Source organism: Hyalangium versicolor, assembly GCF_020103695.1.
Taxonomy (GTDB): domain Bacteria; phylum Myxococcota; class Myxococcia; order Myxococcales; family Myxococcaceae; genus Hyalangium; species Hyalangium versicolor.
The window spans coordinates 136,989-155,649 of record NZ_JAHXBF010000008.1 but is presented as its reverse complement, the minus strand read 5'-3'; the positions used below and the strand labels follow the sequence as shown (position 1 = coordinate 155,649).

General features: G+C 66.5%; 17 protein-coding genes. 2 read left to right on the top strand and 15 right to left on the bottom strand.

Annotated features, from left to right (window positions below):
• Positions 1–248: 248 nt before the first annotated feature.
• The gene (locus KY501_RS18335; RefSeq protein ID WP_224364474.1) at positions 249–1,964 is read right to left on the bottom strand and encodes a lamin tail domain-containing protein; all 1,716 of its coding nucleotides are present in this window, start codon (positions 1,962–1,964) and stop codon (positions 249–251) included.
• 148 nt (positions 1,965–2,112) lie between these two features.
• Positions 2,113–4,053, bottom strand: a complete 1,941-nt coding sequence (locus tag KY501_RS18330) for a lamin tail domain-containing protein (protein ID WP_224364473.1) — start codon at positions 4,051–4,053, stop codon at positions 2,113–2,115.
• Positions 4,054–4,486: 433 nt separating this feature from the next.
• Here KY501_RS18330 and KY501_RS53155 point away from each other — a divergent pair, with 433 nt between their 5' ends.
• Together KY501_RS53155 and KY501_RS18320 are read left to right on the top strand one after the other, a co-directional pair.
• Positions 4,487–5,251: a PPC domain-containing protein gene (locus KY501_RS53155; protein WP_304608623.1), complete on the top strand. Its 765-nt coding sequence runs from the start codon at positions 4,487–4,489 to the stop codon at positions 5,249–5,251.
• Between the two features lie 259 nt (positions 5,252–5,510).
• Positions 5,511–6,053 (top strand): hypothetical protein, encoded by a 543-nt coding sequence (locus KY501_RS18320; protein ID WP_224364472.1) that lies wholly within the window; start codon positions 5,511–5,513, stop codon positions 6,051–6,053.
• Positions 6,054–6,135: 82 nt separating this feature from the next.
• Here KY501_RS18320 and KY501_RS18315 read toward each other — a convergent pair whose 3' ends face one another.
• The 13 genes from KY501_RS18315 to KY501_RS18255 all read right to left on the bottom strand — a co-directional run bounded on the left by KY501_RS18315 (position 6,136) and on the right by KY501_RS18255 (position 18,658).
• The gene (locus tag KY501_RS18315; protein ID WP_224364471.1) at positions 6,136–6,774 is read right to left on the bottom strand and encodes a DinB family protein; all 639 of its coding nucleotides are present in this window, start codon (positions 6,772–6,774) and stop codon (positions 6,136–6,138) included.
• Between the two features lie 45 nt (positions 6,775–6,819).
• Complete coding sequence (locus KY501_RS18310; protein WP_224364470.1) at positions 6,820–8,139, bottom strand: hypothetical protein; 1,320 nt, start codon at positions 8,137–8,139, stop codon at positions 6,820–6,822.
• Between the two features lie 17 nt (positions 8,140–8,156).
• The gene (locus tag KY501_RS18305; RefSeq protein WP_224364469.1) at positions 8,157–8,897 is read right to left on the bottom strand and encodes an outer membrane lipoprotein-sorting protein; all 741 of its coding nucleotides are present in this window, start codon (positions 8,895–8,897) and stop codon (positions 8,157–8,159) included.
• Positions 8,898–8,916: 19 nt separating this feature from the next.
• The gene (locus KY501_RS18300; RefSeq protein WP_224364468.1) at positions 8,917–10,143 is read right to left on the bottom strand and encodes an ABC transporter permease; all 1,227 of its coding nucleotides are present in this window, start codon (positions 10,141–10,143) and stop codon (positions 8,917–8,919) included.
• Entirely contained in the window at positions 10,140–10,889 is a 750-nt protein-coding gene (locus KY501_RS18295) for an ABC transporter ATP-binding protein (protein ID WP_373691622.1), read from the bottom strand. Before KY501_RS18295 ends, KY501_RS18300 begins: the two co-directional genes overlap by 4 nt.
• Before the next feature lie 74 nt (positions 10,890–10,963).
• Entirely contained in the window at positions 10,964–12,205 is a 1,242-nt protein-coding gene (locus KY501_RS18290) for a beta-ketoacyl-[acyl-carrier-protein] synthase family protein (RefSeq protein ID WP_224364466.1), read from the bottom strand.
• 43 nt (positions 12,206–12,248) lie between these two features.
• Entirely contained in the window at positions 12,249–13,484 is a 1,236-nt protein-coding gene (locus KY501_RS18285) for a beta-ketoacyl-[acyl-carrier-protein] synthase family protein (protein WP_224364465.1), read from the bottom strand.
• 65 nt (positions 13,485–13,549) lie between these two features.
• Complete coding sequence (locus KY501_RS18280; protein ID WP_224364464.1) at positions 13,550–14,323, bottom strand: SDR family NAD(P)-dependent oxidoreductase; 774 nt, start codon at positions 14,321–14,323, stop codon at positions 13,550–13,552.
• The gene (locus tag KY501_RS18275) at positions 14,320–15,069 is read right to left on the bottom strand and encodes an SDR family oxidoreductase (protein ID WP_224364463.1); all 750 of its coding nucleotides are present in this window, start codon (positions 15,067–15,069) and stop codon (positions 14,320–14,322) included. Before KY501_RS18275 ends, KY501_RS18280 begins: the two co-directional genes overlap by 4 nt.
• Complete coding sequence (locus KY501_RS18270) at positions 15,062–15,505, bottom strand: 3-hydroxyacyl-ACP dehydratase FabZ family protein (RefSeq protein WP_224364462.1); 444 nt, start codon at positions 15,503–15,505, stop codon at positions 15,062–15,064. Before KY501_RS18270 ends, KY501_RS18275 begins: the two co-directional genes overlap by 8 nt.
• A complete protein-coding gene (locus KY501_RS18265; RefSeq protein WP_224364461.1) occupies positions 15,502–16,689 on the bottom strand; it encodes a beta-ketoacyl synthase N-terminal-like domain-containing protein in 1,188 nt (395 codons plus the stop codon). Before KY501_RS18265 ends, KY501_RS18270 begins: the two co-directional genes overlap by 4 nt.
• The gene (locus KY501_RS18260) at positions 16,686–17,891 is read right to left on the bottom strand and encodes a beta-ketoacyl-[acyl-carrier-protein] synthase family protein (RefSeq protein WP_224364460.1); all 1,206 of its coding nucleotides are present in this window, start codon (positions 17,889–17,891) and stop codon (positions 16,686–16,688) included. The genes KY501_RS18265 and KY501_RS18260 overlap by 4 nt, the downstream gene beginning before the upstream one ends.
• Positions 17,888–18,658: an MBL fold metallo-hydrolase gene (locus tag KY501_RS18255; protein WP_224364459.1), complete on the bottom strand. Its 771-nt coding sequence runs from the start codon at positions 18,656–18,658 to the stop codon at positions 17,888–17,890. The genes KY501_RS18260 and KY501_RS18255 overlap by 4 nt, the downstream gene beginning before the upstream one ends.
• Between the last annotated feature and the right edge of the window lie 3 nt (positions 18,659–18,661).

The following is an 18,661-nucleotide window of genomic DNA, read 5'->3' as shown; positions in this document are numbered from 1 at the left end:
GTGGGGGACAAAGCCGCCTCCCCCAGGCGAAAAACCCAGCGCGCAGAGGGAGAGAGGACTGGGGCGTTGCTTCCGCCCTGCTGTAGTGGACAGCCACCGCGTCCGTGAGACCGTCCACTGGCAGCAGCAGCGCAGGCTCCCCCGGCTGCAGGGGGATCCACTGCCACACCGTGCCGTCCGCGCGCACCGCATAGGAGGGGCGGACCCGCTTGTGGGCCCGCCCCTTTTTCATGCGCGGAGACGGCCTGTCAGAACGCGGTTCCGTTGACGCGCTTGCCGCCCGAGGAGCTCAGGGTGGACAGCGTCGTGTGCAGCACGAAGGTGCCGGTGGCGCTGGCGTCCGGGCTGCGGTTCATCGAGACGCCATCCGTGCCGGACAGCGAGCTGCTGTAGGTGAGCGAGTCGATCGTCGTCGAGCCGTTCTTCACGATGACGGTGGCGCCGCTGTTGCCCAGGACGAGGCTGCCCGTCGAGGCCGCCACCGCGTTGGTGAGCCCGGCGGGGATGGCGCTCGCGCCCGCGTACACGACAATGGCCTTGCCCGCCGCCAGCGTGGTGCCCGAGGCGAAGGTGTGGCGCAGCGTGGTGCCCACGGTGATCGTCCAGCCCGCGATGCTGATGGAGGTGCCGCCCGCGTTCACCAATTCCACGAACTCGCCGGTGGTGTCGGAGCCGGGCTCGTTGGCGAGGAGCTCGTTGAGGATGACCTTCGCCGGGCTGCCGGCGGCGGAGGTGGTGGCCGAGGCCGTGTTGCTCGCCGCCGAGGCGTTGTTCGCCGCGTCGTTGGCCTTCACTTGATACCAGGAGGTGGTGCTGGCCGCGAGAGCGGTGTCCGAGTGGCTCGTGCTGGTGGTGCTCGCCACGACGGAGAAGTTGGAGCCGTCCGTGCTGCGGAACACGTCGTAGTCCACCACGCCCACGTTGTCCGTGGAGGCCGTCCACGACAGGTTGATCTGGCTCGAGGAGACCGCCGTCGCGGAGAGGTTGCTCGGGGCGCTCGGAGGCGTGGTGTCCCCACCGCCACCGCCGCCACCGCCAGCCGCCAGCCAGGCCACCGCGTTCAGGTGGATGCGCGCGTCGTCGTAGAGGCTGCTGGTCCAACCGTCATAGGTGGTGTGGCCGCAGCCGTTGGTGGCATCCTCGGAGGGCGACGAGTCTCCGATGACGGCGATGCGGCCCGTGCCATCCGTCGAGGTGGCGAAGGTGACCTGCGAGTTGCTGCCCGCCGTCGCGGTGGTCATCCACACGTGGCCCTTCACCGTGGCGTTCTGCGACGGGTTCAGCGTCATCGACGTGGAGCCGAACAGGCCCAGGCCCTTGCCACGCGTGGCCGAGCCGTAGGGGCCCGTGTAGATGATGGGCGAGCTGGTGTCGGTGGTGAAGTTGGAGTTCGGGGCGTCATCGAACCAATTGTTCGCCTCGGTGCCCGTCTGGAGGTGGATGCCCCACGTCGTAGAGGCCATCAGATCATTGCCGACCACGGTCGAGTCCTTGCCGTCATTGTTCCGATCCGAGCCAGCGTGATCGACGATCAGGAACAGGCCTCCGCCGTTGCGGACAAACGCGATGATGGCGGACTTCTCGGTGGCCGTGAGCAGCACGTTCGGCTCGGGGAGGATGAACACCTTGTAGTTGGAGAGATCCTGCGCGTTGGTGGAGTCTCCATAGGAGATGCGTCCACCCTTCGGCAGGCTCTCGACCTGGAAGTTCTTCTTCACCAGATCCACGCCGAATGCGGAGTAGGCGCCGCCCCAGTACGTCTCTGGCGTGGAGGCCGTGATGCCGCTCGAGGATGGCGTCGGGTAGCGCTGGGCGGTGCCACAGGTGTCTTCATCCAGCACCCAGTCGGCGTTGCCCGCCGTCTGCGCGTGCAGACTGTCGAACAGCACCTTGGGGCCTGTCTGCGACCACGCGGGGGCCGCCACAGCCAATATGAGGAGGGGAAGCAGGGATCGTACGTGCATGGGGGAACCTCGGGGGGATGCTGCGAGGGGGACTGCGACTTCGACGGCTAGGACTTCCGAGGCGGGCTGCTGGCCACACCCCGAGAAAGAGAGGGAACGGGCAAGGCCCGGTTGGACCTTGCCTGCGGATGAGAGGATTTTCAGGAACTCAGAACGCGGCCCCGCTGGCGCGCTTACCGCCCGAGGAACTCAAGGACGAGAGGCTGGTGTGGAGCACGAAGGTGCCCGTGGCCGTGGCATCCGGGCTGCGATTCATGGACACACCATCCGTGCTGGCCAACGAGCTGCTGTAGGTGAACGAGTCGATCGTCGTCGAGCCGTTCTTCACTGTGACGGTGGCGCTGCTGTTGAGCAGGCTCAGTCCGCCGCTCGAGGCCGCCACGGCGTTGGTGAGTCCGGTGGGGATGGCGCTCGCGCCCGCGTAGACGACGATGGCCTTGCCCGCCGCCAGAGTGGTGCCCGTTGCGAAGGTGTGACGCATGGTGCCGCCCACGGTGATTGTCCAGCCGGCGATGGAGATGGAAGTGCCGCCTGCGTTCACCAGCTCCACGAACTCGCCGGAGGTGGAAGAGCCGGGCTCGTTGGCGAGGATCTCGTTGAGGATGACCTTCGCCGGGCTGGAGGCGGTGATGGTGAAGACGGCGTTGCTGGTGTCCGTGGGCGTGCCGTTCTGCGCGTCCGTGATGCGCACGCGCGCCTGCGTCGAGGCGGAGCTGGGCACCGTCCACGTGTAGCTGCCCGTGGAGGCCGCCGCGCTGCTGGCGATCACCGTCCACGAGGTGCCGTTGTCGAGCGTGTACTCGAGCTTCACGTTCGACACGTTGGACGACGTCCAGGTGACGGCGTGGCTGCTGCCGCCGCTCCAGCTCTCTCCGCCGTTGGGAGCGGTGATGGCGAGACTGCGCACCTGGGCCCCAGTGGTCGCGGAGACGGTGGCGCTCACGAAGGACTCGTTGCCCGCGGCGTCGGTGGCTGTCACCCGGTACCAGTAGGTGGTGCTGCCTAAGAGCCCCAGATCCGAAAAGCCCGTGGTGGTGGAGCTGCCCGCGAGCGAGAACGTGGTGCCGTTGGTGCTGCGATACACGTTGTAGCCCGTGACGCCCACGTCGTCCGTGGAGGCACTCCAGGACAGATCGATCTCCGAGGCGGACGCGGCGGTAGCCACCAGCGAGCCCGGCGCGGTGGGCGGCTGCGTGTCCACACTCTGGCCCTTGGAGGCGTACGTGGTGGAGGTGGAGCCCTGCGTCACGGTGAAGCTGGCGCCGGAGGCGCTCGTGAGCTCGATGTGGCCGAGCTTCGTGTTGAGGCTGGGATCTTCCGTCTGCCACACCTCCGAGCCCACGTTGGCCAGCCGGGCGAGGCACTCGGAGGTGGGGTGCCCGTACGTGTTGCCCACGCCCACCGAGATGAACGAGACGATCGGCTTGATGGCGCCGAGGAACGTGGCGTTGGACGAGGTCCGCGAGCCGTGGTGGTGGACCTTGTAGAGCTCGATCTCGCCCACGGTCGAGGCGATGCCGGACTCAAGGTCCGGCGTGGTGCCCGTGAGATCGCCGCCCACGAGCGCGTCGAAGGCGCCATAGGAGATCTTCACCACCACCGAGTTGGCGTTCTCGTCGCTGTTGCCCTCGCCCGAGTGGAGCACCGACAGAGTCACCTGGTTGCAGAGCGAGAAGCTCTGTCCGACGACGGCGGTGTTGCGCTTGCCGGCGAAGTGGGTGGAGTACTCGGTATAGGCGCTGGAGGAGTAGGTGCCGCCGTTGTCGTAGACGGCGTCGATGGGCACCGCGTCCGTGCCCACGTCCACCTCGTCGATGCCGCCCATGTGGTCGGCGTGGAGATGCGAGACGAAGGCCATCTGCAGGTGCGTGACGCCGATCGACTTCAGGTACGCCTTGATCGTGGGGCCCGAGCCCGTCGGGCCTCCATCGAACAGCACCGCGCAGCCTCCGGGCGCCACGAGCACCGCGGAGTCTCCCTGGCCGATGTCCATGCTCGTGAAGCGCAGGCTCTGTGAGAGCGCCACGCCTGGGAGGAGCAGCGAAAACACAACGGCCAGTTGAGCCACGACAGGCAGACGCAGGCGCATACGCTCGACTCCTCGGCTGGGGGATGCTCCCGTTGTAAGGGGCCGCGTTTCAGAGCGTCAATTTCGCATTCTCAATTTATCAGAGACAAGGATCTCATTTCCTTCAGGTGAAGACAGACATCCGGTGAATTCGCATGGATTCGTGGGGCAAAGTGCCCCGGATGGCCGTGAGAACCTGAGGCCTGGGCTAGCGTCCGGCAACCATGGAAGTGGCTGAGTTCATCGAGACGCGGCGCCCCCGATGGGAGAAGTTACGTATAGGAGAGACAGGGGCGATGTTGGGTGAGAGGGAGGGGCATGGAGCGGCAGAGGAGAGGACTGACGGGCCCCCCAAGCCGTGCCCCAACTCGCTCGCCTCCGCTAACAGCGTGGCGAGGTTGTCCCTCACTGCCTCATACAGGGTCTGTCTTTGAATTCCATGTCGATGAGTACGATGTACGCCGCATGTTTCGCGTTCGTGATGGCCTGTGGACCAGGTGAGCTCACGGGAACGGAAGTCTCGGAGCCTGCGCCGAAGGTTGACCTCGCGGCTCTCCAGCAACCGCTCGCGGGAGACTGCACCTCCACGTATTCGCTCACCAAGGACGTCGCCCAAACCAACCTCTCGAGTGCCCAGGGTACCTGGTCCTGCATCTACAAATTGGCCGTCCCGAGCGGTGTGGCGGGGCTGACGTTCAAGTCGACAGGCGGCACGGGGGATGCGGATCTGTACGTCCGCTATGCCCTGGCGCCGGACGCGGCCTCGTACGACTGTCGCTCGATGGGGACGACCAACGAGGAGCAATGCACCGGCACGTATTACGTCAAGCTCTACGGCACCTCCGCGAGCACCGGGGCCCAGCTCCTGGTGAACATGGATCGCCCCTATACCGCGCCCGTCCTCGCTCGCGGACAGCCCTTCATCGACGTCTCCATGGCTGTGGGTGAGCAGCGCCGGTTCGAGATCGACATGCCGTGGGGAAAGAACGACGTCCAGTTCTTCACCTCCGGCGGCACCGGGTACGCGAATCTGTATGTGAAGTTCGGGCAGCCGCCCACGCCCTACAACTACGACTGCACGGAAAACGGAATCTCCACCAATACCAGCTGCTCGATGGGCTGGGGCAAGACGGGCCGCTACTACGTCCTCGTCGAGGCGAAGCACACGCCCATCACCGGCATGCGCATCGGCGTGAACTACACCGACTATTACAACTAACCATTCGGGGGCCCGACGAACATGTCGGGCCTCCCCTCGGCCTCGGGTACGGGCGAGTTGAGAGCTGTCCTGAAGCGGGGGCACCGTCCGTGACCGTGGACACACCGTCCACGCACGCGGACGGTCCAGGGGGGAAGCTGTCCGCGCAAATGCTCATTTTTACAGCAAGCCAGAGGTTGGCCCGCCGCGTGCTCTTGGCCCCTCCAGCCGCGCAGTCAATCGGCCGGGACGCATTCAGCGTCTCTCAGGAGGAAATCTCATGAGCTTGTTCGTGAACATCCGTTCGTGGCTTACCTGGGTTGTGGGAGTCGTCGTCGTCCTGGCCTTCGTGCCAGCACACGCGTCTGACGAGAGTGCACAGACAGACGCCATCAACGTCGCCGCCCACACGACGGCCAGGGAATATGTCGACGTCTCCGCCTACCTGACGTCCGAGGCGGACATCGAGGCCTGGTACCAGCTCGTGTCCGGCCTCAAGCAGAACTTCGACGACATCTGTGGAGATACGTTCTGCGAGGGCGACTTCAGCAACATCCAGGCGCTTCGCTTCCGCTGCTCGGTCGATCGCCTGACGGGCACGTTGGGGCAGTGCGTGTGGGTCTTCGCCGCCAGCAACGAGGAGATCGACCCGGCCACCGGCAAGATCGGGGTGGACCCACAAACCTGGCGCTGCAAGAGCCCGCTCGCCAGGGGAACCCGTATCAGTGACTTCCTGGCCGCGCTCGCGGGGCCCTCGCCTCTCACCGCGACGTTGCCGGGAACCCAGAGGTCCATCTACGACGGATTGATGGATTGCCTCTGAGGATGGGGGGCGAATGAAGGGTGCCGCGCCGCGGAGGATGTGGCGCGCACCCGGTGCTGAGACTGGGTGCGCGCCGAGTCACTCACAGCCTGGGGCTCTGCTCCGCGCCGGTGATCAACTGGGCCTCGTGGCGCGCCTCGGACATATCGAAGTAGGGGATCTTCGGCTCCAGCCCCAGGCTGCGCGCATATTGCGCCAGGGCGCCCCGGTGGTGCGCCGTGTGGTCGATCATCATCTCGAAGACAGCAGCCACCGTGAAGCCCGGGGGAAAGAGGGGGTTGCGGTCCAGCTCCCCTCGCGTGAGCTCCTCCATACTCCTGGCGCCGAAGATCGCCATGGCGGAATCGATCGTCCGGTCGAAGAGCTCCACTGCCTTCTTGAGCGAACCTTGGGCCTCCAGCACCTCGGCAGAGTCGCCCCGATCGTCAGGGCCCACGTTGGACCTCTCCGTCCACGACATATCCACGAAGCCCTTGGAGCGCTTCGACTGCGGAGACCAGCCCTCGAATGGGCCGAACAGTCCCGAGACGAAGAACTCGATGGCTCCCGCCGCGTGCAGGACCTGGCCGGAAACAGTCATGGCTCCAGGACACAACCGGAAGCTGGCGTCCTCCTCCCTGAAACATGACAGGGTGCGGTGGAAGAACTGCCGATGCATGCGGAGCTTCCTCACGAAGGGGTGGAGCTGCTCCGGGTTCTCGCCAGCCTGCGGATTCGCCATGGTCTTCCTCCTGGTTCAGAGTTCGTTCAAAACAACCCTTCTGGACTACAGCGCGTAGCCTTTGGCTCCCACCAAGATCGAACGGCTCAGCAGGGAGTGAAACTCGGAGCGATTGCTCCCGTGGTTGAGGACGCCCACAGCGAAGAGCGCCAGCCGACTCAAGACATTCCATTCGACGTAGGCGGACGCCTGCCCGCTGCCGTCCATCAGGTTGAGGGAATAGCGAAGCTGCCAAGTGGGCCCGCTATCGGTCTGGTTGTTCTGAACTTGCAGGAACAGGTAGTGGCGCCCCTGCAGCGCGAGGCCGTTGTTCAGCGCGGCCCCCAGCGTCTGGAAGGCGAGAGGCGAGTCGGCGGATGCGGAGGCCAGGAGCTCGGAAGCACTCGTGGCGATGTTGAAGTACCGCGCATGATCCGCCCAGTGGTAGCCCTCGGAGTTGTTCAGGTACTCCAGATAGATCGTGTGGCCGGAGTCCAGCGTGTAACCGCCCCCCAGGAGGGCGGAATAGAAGAGCTGGCGATCCTGGGCATGGCGAGGCACGAAGCCCCCACCCACGGGCGTGGGCAGCACCTCCGGGTACAGCGCGGAGGTTCCCTGACGCAGCCCCGCCTCGCCGTAGACGAGCAGCGCCTCGTTGACGGTGGCCTGAGCGAATGCGCCAAAGCGAGGACGCTCGGCGGCCCATCGCTTCGATGCGTTCACGCTCGCCACGTAGACATCGGCGGTGTAGTCCACCTTCACGAGCGACAGTGCCTGGAAGCCCTCGTCCTTCTCCCACTGCCAGTCCCCACGCCCGTCACCGAAGGAGTGCATCAGCGACAGGGACAGCTCCGGCGTGGGCGAGTAGTTCACCTGCGCCACGTCCACCCCTCTCAGCTCGCGGAGGGGGTTGTTCCGGCCGTTCTCGAAGTAGATGGGGTTGCTGGGTGAGCGGAAGTTGGAGGGCCCCCAGGTCAGGATGTCCCTGCCCACCGACACGGCTAGCTCGGGGATCGGGAAGGCCGTCACGGAGCCCTGGTTCACCCAGGCATCGAGCCGGGTCTTCGCGTCCTCCACTCCCGAGCGTCTCCACTCGAAGCGGGCCCGGGGCTTCAGGCTCAGCACCACGGCATCCGTGGTGAGCTTCAGATCGAGCCGGGTCTCCACCTCCGTCTGTCCCCCCGGGAGCCGCGCGACGAGGTTCCCGGGATTGAGGAGGCTGTTCTGTCGCAGGCCCTGCTCGGTGTCATAGGCCAGGACCTGGAGGCTGGCCGAGCCCTGATCCAGCAGCTTCTGGACGACGCTGTCGCCCTCAGCGAGCGCTTCCCCTCCCCACACCAGGAGGCCTACGAGAAGCGTCAGACCGGGTGTGGAAGAGGTTGCCATTCGCCGTGGTCCCCCGCTCAGTTCCCAAGACGGTTGACGTCGAACTCCGCCCGGGCCAGCTCTGTCACCTGCACATCGGAGTACACCAACGTCGTCTCAGCAGGCGTGAGCGCGTCCTTGATGGTCATCTTGCTCACGAACGGGAACGTCTTCTTCTCGTGGGTGATCTGGTTGCCGTACTCGAAGGTGGCGGACTTCAACAGCTTCCCGGAGAGGGAGAAGAAGTCCGCCTTCACCCCCACCAGCCGCTGCTTGGACACCCAGTAGGTGATGCGATCGTACGTGCAGAACTTGTTGATGGCCGTCAGCTCCAGCACGTAGGTGGGCTCGCCGTTGACTTCCTCCTCGCGAAGCAACTTGCCCTGGTAGTCGACGGCGTAGTTGGTGGAGGCAATGTCGCCCTGCGCGGCCTGCCCCGAGAGCTTCTGTCGCGGCGAGATGGGGATGGGCTTCTTGAGGCCCGGACGGCTCATCCACATGTTCCGGTCGATCTGCAGCAGCTTCGAGCCCTTGAAACGCACGGGTTCGCGCGTCTCCGCGAGGCTCGCGGTGGCATTGGCCTTCAGGGTGAGCAGCCGCTCGGGCTCCGAGTCCCCGCCCTGGCTGGGCACGATGCGGACCGTCCAGCGGATGCCGGGGATCCCTCCGCCCCGCGAGCGATCCGAGGATTGGAGGATCTCCGCCGCATCCGGGTCGGCGGCCTGCGCGGAGCCAGCGAGCAGCAGCAGCCCGGTGATGAGAGAGAGTGCATTTTTCATGGGAGTGTCTCCTGGGCTGTCAGACGTGGCCGAGCGAGTCGATGATCGGCTTGCGGGCGGCGGCGCGCGCCGGGAAGAGGGCCGCGGCGATGCCCAGCACCGAGAGCATGACGCACGCCCTCACCATCCGGGGCACGTCGAGATCGACCAGGAGCTTGACCACGTTGGACGAGTTGGGCGGCGTGTAGGTGATGCCGGCGCTGTTGACGGCAAAGCGCACCAGCAGCGTGAAGACCAGTCCCCCGGCGCAGCCCATCGCCACGAGGATGAAAGCCTCCGTGGCGAAGAGCCGCACGATGCCGAAGCGGCGCAGGCCCATGGACCGCAGGGTGCCTATCTCGCGAGTCCGCTCCACCACCGTCATGCTCATGGAGTTCACGATGCTCATGACCACCACGATGAAGACGTTGCTGAAGATGAAGGCGAAGATCATGTCGAACAGCCGCTTCACCTGCGTGTAGAAGCTCGAGAGTTCCAGCCAGGTCTTGAGCTCCACGTCGAACCCCGCCTGCTTGAGCTGGGCCGTGAGCTCCGTCCGGGCCTGCTCCGTGAACTCCTTGTCATCGAGCAGCACGATGAGCCGCTCGGCGCCGTCAATGTCATAGAGCGACTTCGCCAGCTCGAAGGGCAGGTAGATGAACTTGTCATTGGTGCCGACGTTGCCCGTGTTGAACGAGTCCACGATGTCCACGTCCAGCGCATTGGCCTGTCCCGTCACCGTGCTGACCAGCAGAGCGGCCGAGTCCCCGGCCTTCAGGTGGAGGATCTTCCCGAGATCCTCCGCCGTCGCCACGCCGATGGGGTTGTCCGCTTTCAAGTCGCCGGCGAGCTTTCGCGTGAAGTCTCCCTGGAGCTTCTTCACGTCCGCGGGGACCACTCCCTCGCCAACGAAGATGGTGGACGCAGTGCCGTTGGACACCATGCCGCTGATGGACATGCGCGGCGTCACGAGTTCCGTGTGCGGATACTGCTGGAGAATGGGGACGACCCGATCCAGATCCGCCTTCGAGAACATGTACTGGGCCGGATGGAGCTTGCCCTCGGTGCGCAGACCGCTCTTCATGACGGTCAGGTGCCCCAGCAGCTCTCCCTGGATGGCCTGACGGGCCAACCCACCGTAGACGTTCTTGATGTAGCCCGCGAAGAGGCTGATGGAGGCGAAGCCAAAGCCCACCGAGATGAGCGTGACGATGCTCCGGCGGCGGTTCTTCAGGATGTTTCGAAAGCCAATGGCGAAGTAGTTCATCGAACTGTCTCGTCCGTGTGGAGCAGGCCGTCCTTGAGCAGGATCTTGCGGTCGACCATCTCCAGGAGCCGCGGGTCGTGGGTGGTGAAGATGAAGGTGACGCGCTTGGAGCGGTTGAGCTCACGCATGAGCTTGACCACCATATAGCTGTTCTCGGAGTCCAGGTTGGCCGTGGGCTCGTCCGCCACGACGATGGATGGCGCGGTGACGAGCGCACGGGCAATCGCCACGCGCTGGCGCTGGCCTCCGCTCATCTTGTCCGGCCGGGCGTGCTGCTGGTTCTCCAGGTCCACTTCCTTGAGCGCCTGACTGGCTCGCTCGCGCGCCTGGGCAGCGCCCACCCCCTGGATCTGCAGGGGCACCATGACGTTCTCCAGGGCGCTGAGCACGGGAACGAGGTTGAAGCTCTGGAAGACGAAGCCGACCTTGCGGCTGCGCAGGTCCGTCAGCGCATCGTCCGAGAGCTGCGCGATGGGAGTCCCCTCCAGCATCACCTCTCCAGAGGTCGGCGCGTCCACCAGCCCCAGGATGTTCATCAGGCTGGACTTGCCGCTGCCCGATGGCCCCCAGATCGCCACGAACTCACCTCGGTTGATGCGCAGCGTGACGCCTTTGAGGGCGTCGACCGTCGCTTCCCCCAGCACGTAGCGACGGGTGATCTCGCGCAGAGACAGGAGCACTTCTTCTCCGGCCGCGCCTGCCGCCGCCCCTGGCGTGCTGTCCGCGGTCCGCGCCGTATTGGCCATTCCCGTAGTCAAGACTCGTGTCCTCCCTCTGCTTCATCCCCGACGAGGGGCGCATGCTACCCCATACCCCAGTATCAGATCGCTCGAACCAAAGCCGCGCCGGCATTGCCACCGAACGAGTATGAGTTTGCCAGGGCCGCGCGGACGGGCCTGTGTCCCTGTGGCTGCCGCACCAGGTTGAGCTGGAACTCCGGCTGCTCGGTGCCGGCCTGGAGGGGCAGTCCTCCGCCCCGGACGGCGCCAATGCACGCAAGGAGATTGAACATGTCGCTCGCGGACTCCGCCTCGCCTGTGAGGGCCTTGATGCTGCTGAGCGGGACGGTGTCCGCTGCGGCTCCCAGCACCGTCCGGAGGGCTGCCACTTCCGCTCGATCCAGTGACTGCGTGGAGTTGCTCGCGGCGGCGATGTAGTCCACCTCTCCGGGAGAGAGCTCCGCGCCTCGGAGCGCCTGGCTCATGGCGAGGGCGAGCCCCCGCCCCTCGGGGTGGTGTGTGGCAAAGCCGTGCCCGTCATGAGCCACACCCAGCCCCGCGAGCTCCGCCAGGATGGTGGCACCCCGAGCCCGCGCGGAGGCGAGTGTCTCGAGCACCACCACCGCCGCGCCCTCGCCCATGATGAAGCCATCCCGCCGCGTGTCGAAGGGACGGCTGACGTTGGAGTCGCTCAGCACGCCAATGTCATTCATGTCGTAGTGGGTGGCGGCAGTGAAGAGATCGAACGTGCCCGCGATGATGGCGTCGGCCCTGCCGCTGCGCAGCGCGTGCAGCGCCAGGGAGAGCACCTGGAACCCGCAGGAGTTCCCCGCGCTGATGGCGTAGTTGGTGCCTCGCCAGCCCCAGCGGATGCTCAGGGCGCTGGCCACCGCGTTGGTCACCGTCTCCTGGAACAGGAGCGGCTGGACGAAGCGTGGCTCGCTCGTGATGATCCGGTGCCAGATGTCCTGACTGACCTCGGCCATGGCTCGGTACGTGCCCAGGAACACCCCCACACGCTCCGAGTTCCACGTGGAGGGTCCATGGCCCGCCGCCTGGAGCGCCTCCTCCGTGGCGAGCATCGTGTACTGCGTGGCCCGAGGCGCACGCTTGAGATTGTTGGAGCCCGTCAACGCCGCCAGGCTCCCCTGAGGGACTCGCGCTCCGTGCGTGCAGGTGCACCCGGATGCATCGAAGTCCTCGATGGAGCGGATCGCGCTGCGTCCTTCGGCGAGCGCGCTCAGCAGGGCCGGCGCACCTGCCCCGTAGGGAGACACCGCTCCCATGCCCGTGATGACTACCCGCCTGTTCTCTTCGCCCGTCATCCGCGTGGAGCCAGCCATGTTCTTCCCCTCTCCCTCTCTGGAATCGCTCTCTCGAGACACCTCAGGCCTCCCAGCGCCGGAAGACCATCGCGGCGTTGTTGCCCCCGAAGCCAAAGGCATTGGCGAGGACGGCCTCCAGCTGTGCCGGTCGGCTGCGGTGGGGCACGTAGTCCAGGTCACACTCGGGATCGGGCGTGTCCAGGTTGAGGGTGGGCGGCAGGAAGCCCTCGTTCAGCGCCACCACCGCCGCCGCCGCCTCCACGGCCCCGCTCGAACCGAGACTGTGGCCGACCATCGCCTTGATGGAGCTGACCGGAACCTGACACCGCTCGCCGAAGACGTGCTTGAGCGCTCGTGTCTCGATGACGTCATTGGCCGGTGTGCCCGTTCCGTGCGCTTTGACGTAGCCAATCTGCTCGGGCCTCACGCCGGCATCCGCCAGCGCCGCGTGCATGGCTCGCGCGGGGCCTCGTCCCGTCTCGTCCGGACGGGTCATGTGGTAGGCGTCCGTGGAGCCACCATATCCGGCGAGCTCCGCCAGGATGCGAGCGCCGCGCCGTGTGGCATGCGCCTCGCTCTCCAGCACCCAGAGCGAGGCGGACTCTCCCAGGAGCGTGCCATCGCGATCCTTGCTGAAGGGCCGCAGCTTCGCGCTCGCCAGGGAGCGCAGGACGCCGAAGCCGGCCTGAGGCATCTCGCTGAGCGGATCCACTCCGCCCGCGAGCATCACCTCCGTCTGGCCCGAGCGAATCGCATCCATCGCCACGCCCAGAGCGTGCAGGCCCGCACTGCACGCGGTGGACATGACCAGGCTGAGGCCCGACAGGCCATATTGGCAGGCCACCTGGTCGCTCATGGCGCAGATAAAGCTCTCGAGCACCAAGGCGCGCCAGGGCTCATTCGGCTGCGCGCGGCCTCGCCGGTAGGGATGGTGAAGCGCGGCGTAGCCATCCTTGGCCGCCGGCATCCCGCCCAGGTTGGTCCCGAGCACCACCCCGATCCGGGACCGATCTTCGACGGTTAGATCCAGTCCCGAGGCCGCCAGCCCTTGAGCCGCCGCCACACGAATCATCTGGCTGCCACGGCTGAGGTACGGCAACTCCTCCGCGCTGAAGTGAGCCGAGAAGTCGATGTTCTTCAGCTCCCCGGCGAACTGGCAGCGATGCTTGCTCGCGTCGAAGCGGGTGACCGGGGCAATGCCATCACGCCCCGCACGCAGGCCCTCGGAGAACTCCTTCAGGTTGTTGCCGATAGGCGTGAGAACGCCAATTCCGGTGACGACGACCCTGTTGCTCATCCTGCACCTCTCCGCCGTGGCTGCGCGGTCCTTGGAAGATGCTCCTGGCCTCGGCCAGGGGCGCGCTACATCACCAATCCACCATTCACGAGCAGCACGCCCCCAACCACGTAGGCGCTCTCCGGCGAAGCCAGGAAGAGCGTGGCACTGGCCACGTCCTCCACCGTCCCGAGCCTTCGGATGGGCGTGGCCTGGATGACCCCCTCGCGGACACCTGGGCGACTCATCAGCCCCGACACCATGTCCGTCTCCACGAAGCCCGGCGCCACGCAGTTCACCCGGATACCGTGCGGCCCGAGCTCCCCCGCCAGTGCCTTGGTCAACCCGATCAAGGCGCCCTTGGTGGCGGCATAGGGCACCTGGCCCGCGCGGCCCCGGATTCCGGCCGAGGAGGACATGTTGATAATGGCGCCGCGGCCCTGCTGCTTCATGCTGGGGATGACCGCCTGACAGCAGGCGATGGATCCATAGAGGTTGACGTCCAATGTCTCGCGCCAGCCCGCGACCGGCATCATCATCATGTGCCCATCCCGGCTGATGCCGGCGTTGTTCACGAGCACGTCGATCCGTCCGAAGCTCGAGAGCGCCGCCTCTCTCAACTGTCCGGGCAGATCGGGGTTCGCGACGGAGCCGGGCACCAGCACGCAGCGCCGCCCCTTCGCCTCCACCTCCGCGGCGGCCTGACGCGCGGCCTCCGTGTTGGTCCCATAGTTGAGGACGATGTCCGCGCCTTCGGAGGCGAACGCGAGAGCGATCGCCCTGCCGATGCCACGCGAGGCGCCGGTAATGATGACCGCCTGCTTCTCGAAACGCTGGCGCACTGCCTGAGAGCTGCTCACCACAGACCTCCGGTCGCGGACAGGCGCTGGCCCGTCATGAGATTCGCCGCGCTCGAGACCAGGAAGAGAGCGGCCTCCGCAATCTCCTCCGGGTTCCCGAGCCGTCCCAGCGGGCCGAGCTCACCTTCGAGCCGCTCGCGCTGCGGGGCAGGAAGCTGCTCGGCCTCCTCGGGCAGAAGGTGCACCGCGAGGGTGTTCACGGAGATGCCTTGCCGCGACACCTCGTTCGCCAGCGCGCGCGTCATGGCGGCGATCCCCTCGGCGGCCACCTTGCCAGGCCCCCCAGAGGCGCTGTCCAGGAGGTTGAGGATCCGTCCCGAGCGCTTGCGCATCATCGGGCGGATGACCTCCTTGCAGAAGAAGGCCGTGCCGCTGAGCTGGCGCTCGACCACCGACTTCACCTGCTCGGCGGACACCTCGCTCAGCTTGCCGGGCACTCGGCTCAGGTGGGCATTGACGAGCACGTCCACCCCTCCAAGCTCCGTGGTGACGCGGCGGACCAGCGCGCTCACCGCTTGCGGATCCGACAACTCGCAGGCCGTGGCCAGCTCCGCGCCGAGGCTCTTTGCAAGCTCCGTCGCCGCCGCCTCGTGCTCCGGAAGGAAGCTCAAGACCAGGCGCGCACCAGCCTTGGCATAGCGCCGTGCGATGGCGCTGGCGATCGGTTGCCCCGCGCCGGTCACGATCACCACCTTCGGGTGAAGCAACCCTTCTACGAACGGCGTGACTGTCTCCGAGCTAGCCATTTCGCCCTGAACCTCCCTGAGAGAGCACCATGAAACCGCTGACGGCGAGCACCGAGTCGCTCCAGGCTTTGACCTCGACCCGAGCAGTGGTCCGCCACGTCTTGAGGACACGCGCTTCCATCCGCAGGGCGCTGCCAGCCGGGACGGACGCGTGGAACGTCATCGCCTCGATGCCACCGAGGTACCAGACCGAAGCGCCCGCGGAGTCCTTCCCGCCCAGGAGCATGATGGCGACCTGCCCCAGCGCATCCACCAGCAGGGGCGAGGGCAGGCTGGGCGGTGCGTCTCCGAAGCGCTCGAACAACACCTCGTTGATGGAGACCAGCTTGAGCGCCCTGCCATATCCCGGCGAGAGCTCCTCCACGGAGTCCACCAGGAGCATGGGGAACCGGTGAGGCGTCCCTCCATAGATGGGGGCCATGGGGTGGTCGCTCATGATCGGCACCCGCGCAGCACCACGGCGAGGGCAGTGCCCTCCCCTCCCAGGGCGGTGATCAGCACCCACTCGGGCGCGAGCCGCTGCGCCACACCGGAAACGAGGTTGAGCGGACGCTCGGAGGAAGAACGAGCCTCTCCCGGCGTGCCTGGAACCCAGCCCGTTTCGAGCGCGAGCGCGCCCAGCAGGACAGCCAACGTACCCGCGGCGCTGAAGGTCTCTCCGAAGACGGCCTTGGGGCAGGTGACCGGCACCCGCGACGCGTGAGTACCGAGCGCGTCCCTCAACCCGCTGTACTCCCAACCGTCGAAGTCCCGTCGGCCGTTCGCGCCAGAGAAGACCGCCCCCAACTGCTCGGGCTCGATCCGCGCGGCGTGGACCGCATCCTTTACCGCGCGCGCCAGGGTGCGAGCCTGCTCCGAGGGCGGACCTCCGCGGTGCCCGGTGCCGACAACCTCCGCGTAGAGGCGTGCGCCGCGCTTGCGGGCCTGCGTCAGCTCCTCCAGCACGAGGGTGCACGCCGCCTCACTCACGCGCGTGCCCTCCGATTCCTCGGAGAAGGGGTGTGCTGTCCCTTGGGGGCTGAGCCACCCCTGGAGCGACAATCCCTCGAGCAGCCTCGGGCTGAGCGTGTCCGCACTGCCCACCACCATCCGCTCGGCCAAACCCTCTTCGAGCTGCTGACAGCCGAAGTGGATCGCCTCCAAGCCAGCAGCCCACCCAGAGCACAAGGTCGCACTGGGACCGCGAAGGTTGTGCACCACGGAGATGGCGCCTGTGGCCGCATTGGTGACCGTGTTCTGGAACACCACCGGGTTTCCGTAGCGGGAGCCCCGCTCCAGGATTCCCTCCAGATACTCCTCGTTGGTGGGCAGGCAGCCGTAGCCCGAGCCCATCGCGATACCCGTCTGGAGTGGATCCACGGCAGCGGTCCCCAGCCCCGCGTCTTCGATCGCGAGCGTGGTCGCAGCGAGCAGGATCCTCCCGAAGCAGTCCATGTGTCGCGGCTGTGGGGGCAGCAGCGCGAACAATGTCTCCGGGATCCGTTCCACCTCAGGAGGGATGGCGCCGCGAGTGCTCGTGGGCGCGGGCCCCTCTCGCGGAAAGAGATCCCAGAGCGCCGCACGACCGGCAGCTCGCGGGCACATCGCTCCGAGTCCACTGATGACGATGCCCTGGCTCATCGGGCCCCCCTCCCGGCCTCGGGAAGGCGCCGGGCGACGAGGGCGACGTTCGCCCCGCCGAAAGCGGACTTGGTGCTCATCAGGACATCCATTCGGTGCGAGCGCCCCTCGCCTCGCACCACGTCGACGTTGCACTTCGGATCCAGCTCCTCGCAGTGAAGCGTCGGAGGGATGAAGTCGCGCTCCATGCCCACCAGTGAGCCAATGAGCTCCAACACGCCCGAGGCGCCCAACGTGTGGCCGAAGTAGGGCTTGAGAGAGTTGACGGGGAGCGACGCGGTGCGCTCGCCGAAGACGCAGCGCAGGGCATGGCACTCCGCCGGATCATTGGCCGGCGTGCCGGTACCGTGAAGGTTGACGAAGTCGATCTGCTCCGTTGTCAGACCCGACTGCCGCAGCGCGCGCGTCATCGCCTGCTGCAGGCCGCGACCCTCCGGATGGGGGCTGGTGGAGTGGTGCGCATCACCCGCAGTACCCCAGCCGCACAGCTCCGCGTGGATCCTCGCGCCCCGCCGGATCGCATGCTGAAGCTCCTCCAGGACGAGGACTCCCGCTCCTTCTCCGAGGACCATCCCATTGCGGCGGTGATCGAAAGGACGGCAGACCGTGGGCGTCATGGCCCGCAGTACGGAAAAGCCACTGAAGCTGAGCTGGGTCAGGGCGTCCGCGCCGCCTGCCAGCATCACCGAAGCCCGGCCTCGGCGGATCTCATCCAGGGCCCGGCCGATGGCGAGGCTGCTGGAGACACAGGCCATCGTCACGGTGGATTGGACGCCGCACAGTCCGAATCGGGCCGCGACGTTGCGAGCGATAGACGCGAAGGGGAGCTCCGCGAAGAGCTCTCGGCGCGCCTCCGCTCTCGCGGATCGCATGAAGCGCTCGAGCGAGAGCGCCGGCCCGCGGCTCGTGCCAAGCATCACCCCCGCCTCTTCACGCCAGCTCCCGAGAGGCTCGAGACCACTGTCCCGGAGCGCCTGCTCGGCGGCGTGGAGGGCCAGCTGCGACACCCGATCCTGTCCCTCGAGAGGGACCCCGGGCAGCTCCACCTCACCCGCTGAGCGAGCCCGGCCGTCGATGCCGAAGGCGTCGGTCTCTCGGATCCCGCTGCGGCGCTCCACCAGCGCTTGCGCAAGCTCCCCCGCCGACAGTGCATTGGCCGCGGTCACTCCGAGCCCAGTGATGACAACCCGGTGCGTGCTCAAGGGGTCCCCCCTATGGGCATGGGGGCTTCAGCGTCCACCAGACCGTCATGGCCCGGGATGATGTGGCGGTACTCGTTCAGGAGCTTTCTGCGCGTGTGGCCGTAGAGCTCGACGTCCTGTGCAAGCTGCAGCTCTCTCTCGCCATTCTCCACCAGGGTCTTGCGCGTGAAGAGCGCATCCCCCGCGACGAGTATCTTCTTCGGTGTGTCCTCGCTCTCGGTCTGAGCGCTGTGCGCGACAACCGAGATGTGGCCGTGGGTATGCCCGGGGGTCGGGAGCACCTCAACCTCCTCGGTGAGCCAATGGCTGCCTTCGACGGGGACGAAGCGCGAGTCGCGATCGAGCACGCGGTTGTAGAACTCGATGTTGCGAGTCACCTCGCGCACGATGGAGCGGACATAGAAGTCCTTCACCGTCTGGTAGTGCTCGCGCAGCAGCGCTGCGGTCGCCGCCTTACCGGGAGTGCCATCCTGGTGATAGGCCTCGATGAACCGGGCGTTCTCGATGTAGTCCTTGGCCCCGACGATGAAGCGGGCGTTGCGGAACATCAGATGGTTGCCGCAATGGTCGTAGTGCAGGTGGGTGGCGACGACCACGTCCACATCATCCGGGGTCAGCCCCCGCTCCTGGAGTGCGAGCACCAGCCGACTCGCATCGTCGCTCAGTCCGCTATCCACCAGGATGTTCCGGCCCTGGGACTGGAGAAGCGTCACGGTAGAGCGCAGCCGCGGGAAGCCACTTCCCTGGATCAAGACATTCAAGAGCATGGG